The sequence below is a fragment of the Bacillus sp. EB106-07-01-XG149 genome, from assembly GCF_058791555.1.
Window position 1 is genome coordinate 809,422 of the sequence record NZ_JBYTDP010000001.1, and the last position, 13,955, is coordinate 823,376.

Annotated in this window: 17 protein-coding genes; 2 read left to right on the forward strand and 15 right to left on the reverse strand. The window is 33.0% G+C overall.

Translation table 11 applies throughout. The annotated features are described in order from the left end of the window. Nucleotides 1-11: 11 nt before the first annotated feature. From AC3WTA_RS04100 to asnB, 10 genes are all read right to left on the reverse strand, one after another. On the reverse strand, nucleotides 12-560 hold the full coding sequence (locus AC3WTA_RS04100) for a cysteine hydrolase family protein (RefSeq protein ID WP_000816760.1): 549 nt from the start codon (nucleotides 558-560) through the stop codon (nucleotides 12-14). Between the two features lie 114 nt (nucleotides 561-674). Beyond that, nucleotides 675-869, reverse strand: a complete 195-nt coding sequence (locus AC3WTA_RS04105; RefSeq protein WP_078183176.1) for a hypothetical protein — start codon at nucleotides 867-869, stop codon at nucleotides 675-677. Nucleotides 870-954: 85 nt separating this feature from the next. Beyond that, entirely contained in the window at nucleotides 955-1,443 is a 489-nt protein-coding gene (locus tag AC3WTA_RS04110; protein WP_000713502.1) for a putative periplasmic lipoprotein, read from the reverse strand. A gap of 259 nt (nucleotides 1,444-1,702) precedes the next feature. Continuing rightward, nucleotides 1,703-2,350, reverse strand: coding sequence for a nitroreductase family protein (locus AC3WTA_RS04115; RefSeq protein ID WP_001105302.1), 648 nt, complete (start codon nucleotides 2,348-2,350; stop codon nucleotides 1,703-1,705). Nucleotides 2,351-2,448: 98 nt separating this feature from the next. After that, on the reverse strand, nucleotides 2,449-3,324 hold the full coding sequence (gene dat / locus AC3WTA_RS04120) for a D-amino-acid transaminase (protein WP_000648370.1): 876 nt from the start codon (nucleotides 3,322-3,324) through the stop codon (nucleotides 2,449-2,451). 131 nt (nucleotides 3,325-3,455) lie between these two features. Continuing rightward, nucleotides 3,456-4,421 carry an ABC transporter substrate-binding protein gene (locus AC3WTA_RS04125; RefSeq protein WP_000198714.1) on the reverse strand — a complete coding sequence of 322 codons (966 nt, stop codon included), beginning with the start codon at nucleotides 4,419-4,421 and terminating at the stop codon, nucleotides 3,456-3,458. Nucleotides 4,422-4,566: 145 nt separating this feature from the next. Beyond that, entirely contained in the window at nucleotides 4,567-5,412 is an 846-nt protein-coding gene (locus AC3WTA_RS04130) for a phosphatase PAP2 family protein (RefSeq protein ID WP_000481800.1), read from the reverse strand. Between the two features lie 350 nt (nucleotides 5,413-5,762). After that, nucleotides 5,763-6,092, reverse strand: coding sequence for a hypothetical protein (locus AC3WTA_RS04135; RefSeq protein WP_000200467.1), 330 nt, complete (start codon nucleotides 6,090-6,092; stop codon nucleotides 5,763-5,765). A gap of 48 nt (nucleotides 6,093-6,140) precedes the next feature. Further along, nucleotides 6,141-6,500 (reverse strand): GNAT family N-acetyltransferase, encoded by a 360-nt coding sequence (locus AC3WTA_RS04140; RefSeq protein ID WP_000627500.1) that lies wholly within the window; start codon nucleotides 6,498-6,500, stop codon nucleotides 6,141-6,143. Nucleotides 6,501-6,593: 93 nt separating this feature from the next. Continuing rightward, complete coding sequence (gene asnB, locus AC3WTA_RS04145) at nucleotides 6,594-8,495, reverse strand: asparagine synthase (glutamine-hydrolyzing) (protein WP_000333825.1); 1,902 nt, start codon at nucleotides 8,493-8,495, stop codon at nucleotides 6,594-6,596. A 217-nt stretch (nucleotides 8,496-8,712) separates the two neighbouring features. Between asnB and AC3WTA_RS04150 the strand changes: the two genes are divergently transcribed. Further along, nucleotides 8,713-9,177: an Hsp20/alpha crystallin family protein gene (locus tag AC3WTA_RS04150; RefSeq protein ID WP_001288088.1), complete on the forward strand. Its 465-nt coding sequence runs from the start codon at nucleotides 8,713-8,715 to the stop codon at nucleotides 9,175-9,177. A gap of 34 nt (nucleotides 9,178-9,211) precedes the next feature. Here AC3WTA_RS04150 and AC3WTA_RS04155 read toward each other — a convergent pair whose 3' ends face one another. Continuing rightward, nucleotides 9,212-9,799, reverse strand: coding sequence for an SCO family protein (locus AC3WTA_RS04155; RefSeq protein WP_000833346.1), 588 nt, complete (start codon nucleotides 9,797-9,799; stop codon nucleotides 9,212-9,214). A gap of 335 nt (nucleotides 9,800-10,134) precedes the next feature. Here AC3WTA_RS04155 and AC3WTA_RS04160 point away from each other — a divergent pair, with 335 nt between their 5' ends. After that, nucleotides 10,135-11,109: an MBL fold metallo-hydrolase gene (locus AC3WTA_RS04160; protein WP_000167209.1), complete on the forward strand. Its 975-nt coding sequence runs from the start codon at nucleotides 10,135-10,137 to the stop codon at nucleotides 11,107-11,109. 200 nt (nucleotides 11,110-11,309) lie between these two features. Here AC3WTA_RS04160 and AC3WTA_RS04165 read toward each other — a convergent pair whose 3' ends face one another. The 4 genes from AC3WTA_RS04165 to AC3WTA_RS04180 form a co-directional block, all read right to left on the reverse strand. Beyond that, nucleotides 11,310-12,152, reverse strand: a complete 843-nt coding sequence (locus AC3WTA_RS04165; RefSeq protein ID WP_033657798.1) for a DegV family protein — start codon at nucleotides 12,150-12,152, stop codon at nucleotides 11,310-11,312. Between the two features lie 152 nt (nucleotides 12,153-12,304). Continuing rightward, the gene (locus AC3WTA_RS04170; protein ID WP_000629012.1) at nucleotides 12,305-12,556 is read right to left on the reverse strand and encodes a DUF2535 family protein; all 252 of its coding nucleotides are present in this window, start codon (nucleotides 12,554-12,556) and stop codon (nucleotides 12,305-12,307) included. Nucleotides 12,557-12,884: 328 nt separating this feature from the next. Continuing rightward, nucleotides 12,885-13,628: a twin-arginine translocase subunit TatC gene (gene tatC, locus AC3WTA_RS04175; RefSeq protein ID WP_000390124.1), complete on the reverse strand. Its 744-nt coding sequence runs from the start codon at nucleotides 13,626-13,628 to the stop codon at nucleotides 12,885-12,887. 42 nt (nucleotides 13,629-13,670) lie between these two features. Beyond that, nucleotides 13,671-13,856 carry a twin-arginine translocase TatA/TatE family subunit gene (locus tag AC3WTA_RS04180; protein WP_000492443.1) on the reverse strand — a complete coding sequence of 62 codons (186 nt, stop codon included), beginning with the start codon at nucleotides 13,854-13,856 and terminating at the stop codon, nucleotides 13,671-13,673. Nucleotides 13,857-13,955 lie beyond the last annotated feature (99 nt).

The following is a 13,955-nucleotide window of genomic DNA, read 5'->3' on the forward strand; positions in this document are numbered from 1 at the left end:
GCCTCTTTTTTTCACTTCACTTCTGCATGTAAGCATGACTTAAAATGTCCAAGTGCAAATTCATGTCCTTGCGCATTAAAAGATGCAACTGCCTTTTCATAAACTACAATTTTAAATCCTTTATTATAAGCGTCTACTGCTGTGTGAAGAACACAAATATCAGTACAAACACCTACAAGATGAACTTCTTCTATTCCTCTTTCTCTTAACTTCATCTCTAAGTTTGTTCCTGCAAATGCACTATATCGTGTTTTATCCATATAATATACATTCTCTGCATTTTTATATGTTTCGTACACATCTTGTAATTCACCAAACAAATCACTTCCATTTGTACCAGCTATATTATGAGGCGGGAATAACTTTGATTCTGGATGATATACATCGTTTTCTTCGTGTTTATCGATCGCAAAGACAACATAATCTCCATTTTCAATATATTGCTTCGTTATATGGACAATTTCCTTCTCAATTTCTTGTCCTGGTTTCCCGCAGGTTAAAGCACCTTTTTCAGCTACAAAATCATATGTATAATCAATATTAATAAGCGCTCGTTTCATAACTACTATCTCCCCTTCTTCTGTTTCACAGTAAACAATAGAAAATTTGTTATTACGACATCGTATGTACTATTCGACATTTCAAATGAAATACCTACATTTTTCATGTAAAACTTACCTTAATCTGAGTTTATCATATGATAGATAAACAATGGTAAAACAAATAGCTCCTATTAACAAATCATGAATTTGTTCATTGAGCGTAATTTGAATTACTTCTTGTATCATAAACCAAATTAATGACATCGTTATACGAATAAAGACGATACGAATACACCGATTCACATCTTCAGCCTCTTTCTCTGTCATAGTAGAAACAAGTGATTTACTATGACATCCTCTAGTATAAATAAAAAAGTACACTACTTTTTGAGTAATGTACTTTTTATTCTTCTTAAGACGCAGGTTTTGTTTCAAATGTTGCTTGATTAAAACTAATAACCTTTCCTTTCGGGTCATTGTTTTCATACTGAACTGCAGTAACCGTATGATTACCTGTCTCAAGCGCCTTTTCTTTTAATTGTACTGTTGTCTGTGTTGTACTAGTGACTTGATGTTTATCTGCATATACTTGATCTACAAATATAAATGTTTCTTTATCGTTTTGAAAATTAGAAAGCTCTAATTCAACTTGCTGAATTAAAGTATCCTTTTTGATGAACACAGCCGGTATATTGCCATTTTCAGAGGTGCCATCTGGAGTAATAACTTTCACTTTTCCTTCTCCGACTGGCACCGCTCCTTCAGGAAATACAACTATATTCTCATTACTTGCGTTTACAACTTTTTCTTCCTGCTTTGATTGTGTGCCCTCTTTTTCCTGTGGAGTACCGCAACCAACTAGTAACAATACAGACAATCCAGTGATTATGAATTTTTTCAAAATTCATCCCCCCTGTCATTTCATTATAATTTATTATACAAAAATAACTTTTAAATTTTAAAACTAATTTTAAAACTTTCATGAACAAATAGAATCTTGCCCACGATTAATGTATCATATTTTCCTTAATAGAACATTAATTTTTTTTATGAAATAAATAGTAATTCCCTCTTATCTATCATTTTAGCCCAACAAATTAATTACATACCTGTCCAAAATAAAAAGACATTGTTCATTCAATGTCTTTTTATTTTAGGCTTTAAAAAACAAATGTTGTAATCTCATCTACTTCTTTTCTTGGAAGTTTCTTCGGCTTATCTTTCGGAAAACCGAGTGAAATAACCATATTTATTTGTTTTTCAGGCTCAACTTGTAAATATTGTCGTAGTTCATCTTGAGCTAACAATACCGGTCCTGTCATCGGGCAAGTACCAAGCCCCTTTGCATGTGCAGCCAGCATTAAATTTTGTGCCGCTAAACAGCTACTCTTAATTCCTTCTTCTTCCCAAACTGAATCTGGAACAAAAGCAATTGGATCAAATATCTTTTCACGAAACTTTGATTCATATGGTGTTGCCAAACATACGATTAATACTGGCGCCTCCGAGAAAGCTGTTGCATATGGTCCGAAAGAACGTGTAAGTAATTTCCCTGCTTTCTCTTCTCCGTTTTCTGCCGCTTTTGCCGCAAGTTTATGTAATGCATCCCATGTCATTTGTTCAATTTCTTTAATTTTCTCTCGGTTCATAATGACCAAGAACTCCCAAGTTTGTGAGTTTGTATCACTCGGTGCATAACGAGCACAATCAATAATTTCTTTTATATCACTAGTGGATACTTCTTGTTCTGTGAACTTCCTAACACTTCGTCTACCGTGAATTACTTCTTTAAAATCTTCATAATTCATACATTAAATCCCCTTTTTACAGCGTTTTCAAATCTTGTCCTATGCTTGAATTATATCATGAAAAAAAGCTGGAGGAATACCAGCTTTTTTCTTCAATATTAGTTCGTAACTTTAAACAAACGAATACTTTCTTCATATGCAACTTGGAGTTTCTTTGTAATTGGTCCTCTTTCGCCGGTTCCAAACTGTTCATCACCTATTTGAACGACTGGGAATATTTCAAGTGGTGTCGCTGTAAAGAAGCACTCCTCAGCCTCATATACTTCTTGTAGTGAAAATTCTCGTTCTTCTACTTCAATATGTAACTCTTCCGCTAATGTAATAACGAAGTGACGTGTAATGCCGTGTAGAATGAAATTGTCAGCCCGATGTGTAATCAATTTATTATTCTTCACCATAAAGAAATTTGAATGACACCCTTCAGTTACAATTCCATCTCGTACTAATATCGCTTCTTGATAGCCTTGTTCATTTATTTTATTTTTAATCATAATATTAGGTAGCAGATTTAAAGATTTTATATGACAGAACTTCCACCGTATATCCTCTTCTACAGTAACTTTTATTCCTCGTTCCATAGCAGCAATTGGTCTTGGAAACGAAACAATATTTGCAAAATATGTTGGTTGCATATTTGACTCATATACATGATTACGTGCTTGAGCACCTCTTGATATTTGCAAATATACATTCCCATCTTCTTGAAATTGATTTTTTTCAATCATTTGATGCAACTCTTCCACTAACTCCTCCTTAGTAAAAGGTGGAATTAGTTTTATTTTTTCCATAGAATTAAAGAATCGTTCCAAATGTAGATCTAATAAATGTGGCTTCCCATCATATAATCTGAATACCTCGTATATACCATCACCAAATTGAAAGCCTCTCTCCTCTAATGGAATCATCGGCTGTTCTTCCTTCGTATTTACAATTCTTCCGTTAAACAAAATCCAATCTTTATGAGTAGCTTTCATTCATTCCCACTCCTTTATTCCATAATTGGTTTAATTGTACAACTTATCCACACTCAAAAGAAGGAATTTTCTGTATTTTCATAAATAAAAAAGTACATCACCCATTTAAAGTGATGTACTAGACCATTCATTTACTTTAAAAAATATTTTTCAATATCATCTAACATAAGGTTTGCAGCTACAATACCACCTGCTGTATTCCAAATCACTTCATCTACTTCGAATACTTTATTATCTTTAGAAGCCTGTAACTGCTTAAAGAGCGGATCTTCTGTCCATTCTTTCGCTAACGTGTTTCCTTCATTATTCTTATCCGCATCTTTATCAGATGTGAAATAGAATAAGTAGTCCCCGTCCATATTTGGAATTTGTTCTTTTGTAATTCCTTTTATCGCAAATTCATCTTTATCTTGTAGTGGTGGTCGTTTAAATCCAATATCATTTAATACAACGCCTGAGAATGAATTTTTTTGATAAATACGAACATCACCTGGGACGAAGCGAATAATTGAAACTTTAGAGTTAATTTTATCACCTAATTGTTCTTTTATTGCTGCAATACGCTTTTTATAATCATTAAGAGCATTTTGCCCTTCTTTTTCTTTATTTACAGCTTTTGTATAAAGCGTAAAGTTTTCTTTCCAATCACCGCGCAATGTTTCAGCATATACTGTTGGTGCGATTTCTTTTAACTGCTCGTATATTTTTTCGTGACGCATTTTATTTCCAATAATTAAATCCGGCTGAAGCTTCATTACTGCCTCTAAATTAATGTCACGTTCAGTTCCTACTACTTTCGTATCTTTTAACTCTTTCGCTAAATGAGGATACCATTCATCCCCAGCTCGTGGTTTTGTCGTTCCAACTGGCGTTACTCCAACACTTAAAAGTGCCTCAGCACCCTCATTTGTTAAAACAACAACTCTTTTTGGCGTACCATTTACTGTCGTTTCGCCCATTGCATGTTTTATACTATATGAATCTTTTGCCTTTACTGATGTATCTTTATCTTTCTTCTCTTCTTCTTTACCGCACCCTGCGATTATGACCATTAATAACATAATGCAAAGTATAAGAATATTTTTAGTGCGTGTCATAAATCCTCCCAGTTGAAAATGATTTTCAATTATATTCACAAGACTAATGTATATCTTATACATTGTCAATAGATATATCAGAAAACTTTTTCAGTATATATAATTTAGATCTCATTTTTATTCAAAATATTTTTGTACTTATTTGCTATTCACTTTTTAACCGTAACATGTGAAGCATAAACGGACATAAGAAAGTAATTGTAATTCCAATCAATGCATAACGTACATAATACATATCAGGTATTACTTTTTTTAGTATGAGCTGCATCATTAACATGAAACTAAGACCTAAAACTGTTTTTACTGCTTGTATTTTAAAATTATTATTTTCATTCATTTTAATAAAATGATTCTCTAACATGATACCAATCGTTGAACCTGTCAAAACTCCAAGTAATTTTAAATTATCTATTTGGTCAGTCATAAAATACATAATGAGTGAAACTGCCAATACAATTCGTTGTAACAATATAAATTTCCTATCACTCAATTCCCCTGTTACTTTCGTATATAAATAAACAACTATGACACTAATTAAAACGGCACCTATTATATCACTGAGCCAATGTACACGTAAATATAGACGAGAAGTAGCAACCAATATTATAAAAATAATTCCAATGATCCAAATGATTCTCTTTTTACATAACATCATAAAAGAGCCCCAAAATGTTGTCGCTAACTGGACGTGTGTACTTGGAAAAGAATAACCAGCGGCTGATTTTTCATATAAAGCTTGAATTCCGTCGTATGTATACGGTCGTGGGATTTTCATGAATTCTTTTACCACTATCCCCATATAACCAGAGAAGCAAAGCATAACAATCATATGAAACGCTTTTCTTTTAGAAACGCACCAATATAAAATCGAAATAATGACTAAATACAACGTTTCATTTGCAATACTGGATATAAGTTTAAAAAGTATTGTAAGCACACTTCCCTCCAGACTGGTCATCCATTCAAGAAATAAAAGATCAATATTAAACATACAAAAACGATACCTCCAAAAAAATTTCTTTCTGCTATTTGTCAGCACTTAAGTTAAACTAGTTGATTTACATGTCAAATTTATACACCTACTTACGTTATAGATTAAGAATATATAGTACCACATACTAATAATAGATACTATGTTAAATCATCTAATCATTTTTATAAATTTTAATGAAATTTTGAGCTTTATATACAAAAACATCTATATCTTGTATCCCATTACTTATCTTTCATTTCAGATCGCACCCATCGCAGTTCGTATTTTGGGTTATATGGAACTACTATTAAATAAAGCAGTATACATATAACTTTCAAAGCCATTACAATTACAAATAAAAAACCGCCTTATGTAAGGCGGTTTCTATCATTTTGCTTTAACCAATTTAAAATAAATATATACGATTGATAGTGAATATAACGTATGCAAAATAAAAGAAATAAAAGGGCTATTCCAGTGCTACTATACAGTAAACCGAACTTTAAAAAAATATTTAAAAGCGGTGGAAAGTTCGTTATGTTTTGTAATGTAATAAGCATACAAAATAAAAGGAAAAACACAGGGGCATATTGCAATTCATACGGCTTTCTCTTCTTATTCATTCTTTTTCGAATGAACATATGGCTTAGCTCTGCTACTATAAAACACCCTCCAATTAATACAAGACCAGAAGTCATCGTCATACATCCACCTGCCTTATATTTATCCCGCACGACTACTCATCGTTATATTTTCTTCACATATATTCCATCTTCCTCATTAAAACCAAAGCTCTCTATGAACGATTTTGCTTGTTCTGTTAATTCCGTTTGTAATACCTTTATCTCTTTCACATTTCTTTCTTTCATCATCGCTTCAAATGTAAAATACGTATTTGTCCCATAACCGTAACTTTGATAATCAAAATGAATAATTAACTGAGATAAAACCGCACTCTCCTCTTGAACACGATAATCTATCACACCAATATATGTATCATCAACTTTCACACAATACTGTACCTGATTCTCACTTAAACTATGTGAGCGAAACATTTCTTTAACAACGTTTTCATTTTCTACATTTACTTTTTCAAACGTAATCATATGTTGTCCATCCTTTTACTATTATTGTATCAATAATTCGTTCCATTTATGAAAAAAACCTTAAGATCCTATGCGATCTTAAGGTTTTTCTAATTAAACTAAGCTATACGCACGTTTCGTTTCTTCGTGGAACTTATTCGTATCGTATTTATGCTCAACATAAATTTGATGCCATACCATAAACGCAAGTACAGTCCAAATTTTACGGCTATAATCGCCTTTATCTGCACAATGTGCTTCCAGTAAGTTTAATACATACTGTTTGTCGATTAAATGCTCTGTTTTACTCTCGTTTATAATATTGATAGCCCAATCATGCATTTCGTCTTTTAACCAGTGACGAATTGGTACTGGGAATCCAAGTTTTTTACGATCTAATACGTGATCTGGAACGATTCCGCGTGCCGCTTCACGTAAAATAGCTTTCGTAGTTCCGTTAGCAATCTTAAATTCAGTTGGAATTTTAGATGCAACATCGAATACTTCTTTATCTAAGAACGGTACACGAAGTTCTAATGAGTTTGCCATTGTCATTTTATCAGCTTTTAATAAAATGTCACCGCGTAACCATGTGAACATGTCAATGTACTGCATTTTGCTTACATCATCATAATCTTTAATTTCGTTATACAATGGTTTCGTGATATCCATATAGTTAACACTTTCATCGTAATACTTCATTAATTCAGCTTTCTCTTCTTCACGGAAGATTTTCGCGTTTCCATAGTAACGCTCTTCAATTGGCGTACATCCGCGCTCTAGGAAGCTCTTTCCTTTAAAGCCTTCTTTAAGAGCACCACTTAATGCTTTTAGAACGCTCTTACCTGGGCTAGGAATGTAAGAGAACATTTTTAGTGAGTTTGGCTCACGATAAATGTTATAACCACCAAATAGCTCGTCTGCACCTTCACCTGAAAGAACAACTGTTACATGCTTACGTGCTTCTTTTGCAACGAAGTACAATGGTACAGCTGCTGGATCTGCTAAAGGATCATCCATATGCCAAATGATTTTTGGGAACTCATCCATAAACTCTTTCGCTGAAATGAATACGTTATGGTTTTTAACGCCTAATTTCTCAGCAGTTTCTTTGGCAACATCAACTTCACTGAAACCACGTTGTTCAAAACCAATAGAGAATGTTAAAAGATTTGGATTCATTTCTCTTGCGATAGAAGCGATAATAGATGAATCGATACCACCAGATAAGAATGAACCTACTGGTACATCACTGCGCATATGCACTTTTACTGAATCATATAACACATCACGAATTGCTTGTATATGCTCCTCTTTCGTTGCGCTTGAAGCATTGAAATAAGGTTTCCAGTAGCGATGGATTTCCATCTCTTTACCGATTTCTTTTACGAAATAATGACCAGGCTCGATTTTATTAACATCAATTGTTAATGTTTCTGGCTCTGGACCATATTGGTACGTAAAGTAATGTTGTAGTGACGTTGGATTAACGCCTTTATCTTCCATCACATGCATAATACTTTTCTTCTCAGATGCGAAGAATGTAGTATCACCTTGTTGTGCGACGTATAAAGGTTTAATACCGAAGTGGTCACGTGCACCGAAAAGTTTCTTCTCTTCACGATCCCAAATCATAAATGCAAACATACCACGAAGATAGTCTACACATTTTTCTTTCATATGTGCATACAATGCAATGATAACTTCTGTATCAGATTGTGTTGCAAACGTTGCACCTTTTTCAAGTAACATTTCACGTAATTCTACATAGTTGTAAATTTCACCATTAAAAATAATTACATATCGATCATTTTCATAAGTTAGCGGCTGATGTCCTGCCTCTAAGTCAATGATGCTTAAACGGCGGAAGCCAAATTGTACATGTTCATCACGAAAATATCCTTCGTCATCTGGACCGCGGTGGAAAATCATCGTGTTCATATTTTCAAATTGATGTTTTTCTGTTTCTGAAAACTCTCTAGGGTTTTCACATAAACATCCTACAAAACCACACATACTTCTTACCCTCTTTCAGTTTTCATTCTGTCTATATACTACTATATCAACCCTATTTATACTAGCATAATCAATTGAATATGGCGACCAAAAACTATAAAAAAATCACTCCATTTCACATTTTTAACAATTTTTTATGAAAACATGAAAACTAGGCAATCACCTTTCTCCGCTTTTGTCATATGATATTGCAAATTGATTTCTAGGAGGGAATACCATGAGTGAAGAAAAAAAAGACTCTTCTCGCCCACCGGTTCGCAATTATTTAAAGCAAATTGATGATTTCTTCGAGCAAACACCTCTTCGCAATGTAATCGCTGATTTAAATCATTTTTTCCAAAAAGGAAATCGTTTATTAACATTCCCTGTAGATTTATATGAAGTTGGTGAAGAACTCGTTGTTACAGCCGAACTACCAGGTATACAAAAAGAACAAATTCAAATTGAAATACAAAGTGAATACTTAAAAGTCTCTGTAAAAGAAGAGATACTTGAAGAGGTCGAGGAAGAAACATCTCATAACTATTATCGCCGAGAACGTTCCATTTCAGAAGCATCAAGATTGATTAAATTACCGTACTCAATTAATAAAAAAGCAGCGAAAGCTTCGTATCAAAACGGCGTGTTAGAAATTCGGGCACCAAAACTTCCACAACAACATGACATTTTATCCATAGACTAATGTAAAAAAAGAAGGGTGCTGTGCACCCTTCTTTTTAATCCACTAATCTCTTCATATCACGTATAATGTCTTCGTACGGCGTATTACTAATACCACTATACTTTTTCATTACTTTTCCGTTTTGATCAATTAAATAAAATGATGTACCATGCATAACTTGACCATTCTCTGGTTTATCTACAAGTGATTGGAAATTATCTTTTGAAAACTTTGTAATATCTTCTAACGAATAACCCGTTAATAAATTCCAGTTACTAGTATCCTCTGTAAACTTTTGAATGAAAGCCTTCAAATTTTCCGGCTTATCAAGGTCTGGATCTACACTAAACGAAACAAACTGAACGTCTAATTTCTCTTCTTTGGCCATCTTTTGCAGTTTTGCCATATTAGCAGTCATTGGCGGACAAACTGTTTGGCAATTTGTGAACATAAAATCAGCAACCCAAACTTTCCCTTTTAAATCTTTTGTACCAAATGACTTTCCATCTTGATTTGTAAATTGGAAAGTTTCTAAATCCCAATTCAATGGTTTACGAAGCTTTGAACCCGATCCACTACATCCAGCAAGTACAAAGAGACAAAATACAACCATAAGACCAATTATTTTTTGATAACGCTTCATTTATAAACCTCTTTTCTCTATCCTAAATTTAAATAGGTTATGTTTATCATAACAAAAGTTAACACTACGAGAAAATTGTTTACTACATTTGTTCACGAAATCGTACGAATTTACGTATGTTACTTCTTTATTTCAAGCCAATTACTAGACAAAATTTATTTTTTTACTATTATTTCTCTAAATAGAAGTTGCAAAACTAATTTTATTGTTACTTTTGTAAACGCATCCCCCTATTTTTTAACAATTCCTTAAACATTCATCCATGTTATACACTGTATTCCTTAACAACATTTCGGTACAATACAATTACAACGATTTTAAATGAGGTGATGTTCATGACAAAACGTTATGAAAACATGGATAATGTGAGTACAAAAAAATCAATTCGTTCCTTTATACGTTGGCGAAAAGAACGAAAACAAAATAAAAAGGATTTTTCTTTTTTAGTAGAACAATCACCTGTTAAACAAAGTAAATTCCTACAAAACAACTTTGAAAAGACGACTATAACTTGGATTGGTCATTCCACATTTCTTATCCAAACGAATGGGCTGAATATATTAACAGATCCAGTATGGGCTACTAAATTAAAATTAGTTCCAAGACTTACTGAACCTGGTCTTTCTATACAAGAACTACCTAAAATTGATATTGTCCTCATTTCACACGGTCATTATGATCATTTAGATTTTTCAACGCTTCGTCAGCTAAATGATGATGCTTTATACCTTGTACCTATTGGACTGAAAAAACTATTTACTCGCAAAAAATTTACTCGTGTAGAAGAGTATAATTGGTGGGAAAATACAATCATTAATGATGTTTCCTTTCACTTCGTACCTGCTCAACACTGGACGAGAAGATCCTTATTTGATATGAATACATCTCACTGGGGTGGATGGATTATTAATAATGAACCAACGAATGAAACCGTTTATTTTTGTGGTGACAGTGGCTATTTCCAAGGTTTCAAAGAAATTGGCAGACGCTTTTCAATTGATATTGCCCTTATGCCAATTGGCGCTTATGAACCAGAGTGGTTTATGAAAGTATCTCATGTTTCACCTGAAGAGGCAGTGCAAGCTTATTTAGATTTAAACGCTACACACTTTATACCGATGCATTACGGAGCTTTTGCCCTCGCCGATGAAACACCCCGCGAGGCAGTAACAAGGCTTCGAAATAATTGGAATTTACGTATGTTACCGTGGGAACAACTGCATGTACTCTTTTTAGGCCAAACTTTTACTTATAATAGCGCAACAAGCGGTAAGCAAGTAAATGAAAAAATTGAAACATTACACGTATAACGTAACTACTTATTTTCTATATCCAACATATACTATAGAAAATCATAAAGTAAAACTTTAATCAGTGGGTGTTTTCTATGAATGAATATTTACAGACTCGCTATATCATTAGCGGGAGTGCCTGTATAACCCTTCTTATTTCTTACTTTCTATTCACATAAAAAAAGCTACTTGAAAATATATTTCAAGTAGCTTTTTTATTACTCTGCTAAATACATAAATCCGATTGCACCTGGACCTGTATGAGTACTAATAATAGGCGTTGTAAAGAAAATTTCTGATTGAGCAAATCCACTCACTTTTTCAACAGCCGCTTTTACATTTTCAGCTAAAGGAATTGCTTTCGCATGCGGAATTGCAACAGCTTTTACAACTTTTCCAGCTGTATCTTCCTCAAATAACTTAGCTAACGTTTTTACAATTTGACCTTGGCTACGCACTTTCGTTACAGGGTTATAAACACCATCTTCAAGGCTAGCAATTGGCTTTATATTAAGTAGCGAACCGATAAACGCTTTTCCTTTACCGATACGCCCACCCTTCACTAAATTTTCTAATGTATCTACTACTACATATAAACGAGTATTCTTTCTCACTTCATCTACACGTTTTAAAATTTCTTCTAGTGAGCGTCCTTCATTTGCCATTTTCGCAGCTTCTATTACTTGATATGCTAAAGCATGTGTAATAAATTGAGAATCAACAACTGTTACTTTTGTGTCGGTCATTGATGCAGCACTATTGGCAGTTGCCACAGTACCACTCATTCCACTTGTCATATGAATGGAAAGTACTTCACTTCCATCTTCACCTAACTTGTCATACATTTCTACAAATGTACCCATTGCCGGTTGTGATGTTTTTGGTAATTCCTCTGATTTGATCATTTCTTCAATAAATTCATCAGGTTGTAAATCAACGCGATCTAAATATGTTTGTCCATTTACAGAGATTGATAATGGTAGCACATGAATGCCATACTTTTCGATTACATCCTGCGTTAAATCTGCAGTTGAATCTGTTACAATTTTAATTTTTTGCATATTATATTCTTCCCTTTCCAATACGCTCTCCTTGTTATTATACTAGCATTCCCTGTGCTTTCAACAATTTCGAACAAATTTCACCAAATTAATTATATTTTTATACCTAAAATGAAAAAGACAGAGTTTACTAACCCTGTCCATACTCTGTATCATGCATTTTTTTCAAGGGTATTTGTTTTATATACATTTAAATAATCATTCCACTTCAAACAATTTTGCAAATATTCACGGAAAGAATACGAAAATCTTGGGTGCTTTTGTTTTTGAATTTTTGCAATAAATAATTGAAGACGAGACTGAATTAGAAACGATAATGGATGCTGTGCCTGTAGGACAGGGATTTCGAATATTTTAATACAATCCCCTGTTGAATGAGTGAAATAAAAACTTTTCGTAATCACAATATCAATCCTCTTTTTCATTGGATTTTTGAACTTCCTCTACTTTACACTGTAACACGTTGTTTAAAGTGGAGACTTCTATGAATACAAAAGTATCCTTAGTCAATCCCTGTAGTCCTTTTGGTTAGAAGATTTATACTCTATTCATCCTCCGTCCTAAATATCCGATAAGACAGGAATCCCGTTATCCGTATATTGCTTAATAATTTTAGTATAAACTTAGCAAAGCGCAAAGTTTGTCTAAATTTTGGAGATTCTATAATTTTTTTCTTCTATATATTGTATACGTTTATGTCTAAAGTATAACAAATAAATAAAAAAAGTGCCTTTATAACGAGGCACTTTTCGACTGTATTTCTTCTTCTCTTTTCTTTTTTCGCTTATTAACAATCTTTGATAAAGCGATACTAATTTCATAAATACAAATAAGCGGTACCGCTACTAAACTATGAGATAAAAAATCAGGCGGTGATATACACGATGCAATGATAATCAATGCTACGTAAGCATACCTTCTTATTTTTATTAGAAATTCCGCCGTTAACAGTCCAATACTCGTTAAAAACATGACAACTACAGGTAATTCAAAAATTACAGCAAATGGAACTGTTAAATTAAGAACAAAATGAAAATACTTTTCTGTCGTAAACATCGTATTAAACATTTCATTACCTATCGTAGTTAAAAAATGAAATAAAAACGGCATTACAACGAAATATCCAAAACATAAACCTGCAATAAATAATATAGACAATACCGGTATATACATTACTGTCATTTTTTGTTCATTTGGATGTAAACCCGGTTTTACAAATAACCAAATTTGTATAGCAGCAAAAGGAATTGTACAAACGATAGCAAATACTGTAGCAATCGAGAAAAAAATCCATAATACATCACTTGGACCGAGAACAGTTAATTTCATTGGTAAATCTTTTACTAGCCAAAAATAAATATCCTTCGTAAAAGTAAATCCGATAATTAAAAATAGGACAAAGGATAGTACTGTATATATTACTCGTTTGCGAAGCTCAACAATATGTTCTACTACGCTCATTTCCCGATCTTCCATCTCGTTCACCACACTTTATTTATCCATTTCGAGGAAAATTCATTACATTTTTTCTTTCTTTTCCTTCTCTTGAAATGCATCATCAGTCAATTCTTTCGTTGATTTTTTAAATTCTTTTAACGTTTCCCCTAAAGCCTTTCCGATTTCCGGCAATTTTTTCGGCCCAAACAAAATGAGTACAGCTACTAAAATTAAAATTAATCCTGGAAAGCCAATATTTGAAAACATTTCTCCATCCCCTTTATTAGTAGATTCTTTGTCCTACTATTGCATAATTTTATTTTGTCAAAAAAGTTTGAAAACGTCAACAAATCCATTGCCTTTTGT